The organism is Rhodocytophaga aerolata (assembly GCF_030503435.1).
Classification (GTDB): Bacteria; Bacteroidota; Bacteroidia; order Cytophagales; family 172606-1; genus Rhodocytophaga; species Rhodocytophaga aerolata.
This window is the reverse complement of sequence record NZ_JAUKPO010000151.1, coordinates 1-1,453: the sequence shown is the minus strand read 5'-3', so window position 1 is coordinate 1,453 and position 1,453 is coordinate 1. Positions and strand designations below refer to the sequence as shown.

Here is a 1,453-nt window from a genome sequence, read left to right as displayed (position 1 = left end):
ATTGTATGTAGTCAGATGAAAGTGGACAAAAGGGAAAGAAAAATAAGAGATAATTTTCTAAATTATCCACCCTTCAACAATCTATGTTATGTCCAAAACAACAAACGTACCTACCACAAGCACCACAGAGCAAACTAAAAAGCAAAAGGCAAAGCCTGTTGTATCCGTTATCAAAGATATTCAACGCCAGAGCAGGCGGCAGTACTCGGCAGAAGAAAAAATTCGTATTGTCTTAGAAGGCCTCAGAGGTGAAGAATCGGTGGCTGAAATCTGCCGCAGAGAAGGCTTGAATACCAATATTTATTATCGGTGGAGTAAGGAGTTTTTGGAGGCCGGTAAAAAGCGATTAAATGGTGATACTACCAGGGAAGCCACTGCTCCAGAAGTTCAATCCATAAAATCAGAAAATGAGGCGCTCAAGCAGCTAGTGGCAGAATTGAGTCTGGAGAACCGGGTGCTTAAAAAAAACTTAAAGGCGGAACAGGAGTAGAAAAGTACCGGCGTATGAGACAATCAGAAAGAATGGAAATTATTACCATTGTAGAACAATCCGGTTTGGGAGTAAAAGCTACCTTAGAGCAGTTAGGTATCAACCGGTCCACTTTTTATAAATGGTATAAAAAGTATTTAGAAAAGGGCTTTGACGGACTAGTGGATAAACAGCCACTACGGCAAGGCTACTGGAATCAACTTCCTGCCGCAGAAAGACAAAAAGTAGTGGACCTGGCTTTAGAACGTACAGAGTTATCATGCAGGGAAATAGCTTGTTATATAGTGGATAAAGAGGGCTGGTTCGTTTCAGAATCTACTGTCTACCGCATTCTAAAAAGCTATAATCTGATTACCACGCCAGCTTACCGGCTGATGGAAGCCTCTGATAAGTTTATCAATCCTACTACTTCTGTCAATGAGCTATGGCAAACCGACTTTACCTACTTCAAAATTCAAGGTTGGGGATGGTATTATCTGTCCACTGTCATGGATGACTATTCGCGTTACATCTTGTCTTGGGAGTTGTGTTCTACCATGCAAGCTACTGATGCAGAACGCACATTACAGAAGGCTATGCAAGTAGCCGGTTTGCGCAAAGGTCAACGTCCAAGGGTGTTAACAGATAATGGCTCAGCTTATGTCTCCAAGTATCTAAAGCAGTATTTTGAGAGCGAGTCTATCAAGCATGTCCGTAGTGCTCCACTGCATCCGATGACGCAAGGCAAGATTGAACGCTACCACCGATCCATGAAAAATCTGTTGCTACTTGAGCACTATTACAGCTCAGAGGAGCTAACTGCTCGCATTGCCCAATGGGTGGAATCTTATAACTGCACTCGCTACCATGAATCACTAGATAATTTGATTCCAGTAGATGTATTTCAAGGAAAAAAGCAGGAAAAGCTAAAAGAAAGAGAAATAGTTAAAAAGCAGTCAATAGAAAAAAGAAGAAAAAGTTATA

Annotated in this window: 1 protein-coding gene; it reads left to right on the top strand. The window is 41.4% G+C overall.

What is annotated here, in order from left to right; translation table 11 throughout:
* Positions 1-88: 88 nt before the first annotated feature.
* Positions 89-1,453, top strand: a protein-coding gene (locus Q0590_RS37255; RefSeq protein WP_436714356.1) for an IS3 family transposase whose coding sequence is annotated in 2 segments (ribosomal slippage) — positions 89-470 and positions 470-1,453 — 1,366 coding nt annotated over the 2 segments. Because the reading frame shifts where the segments join, the coding sequence is not laid out codon by codon here. This gene is flagged as partial in the annotation.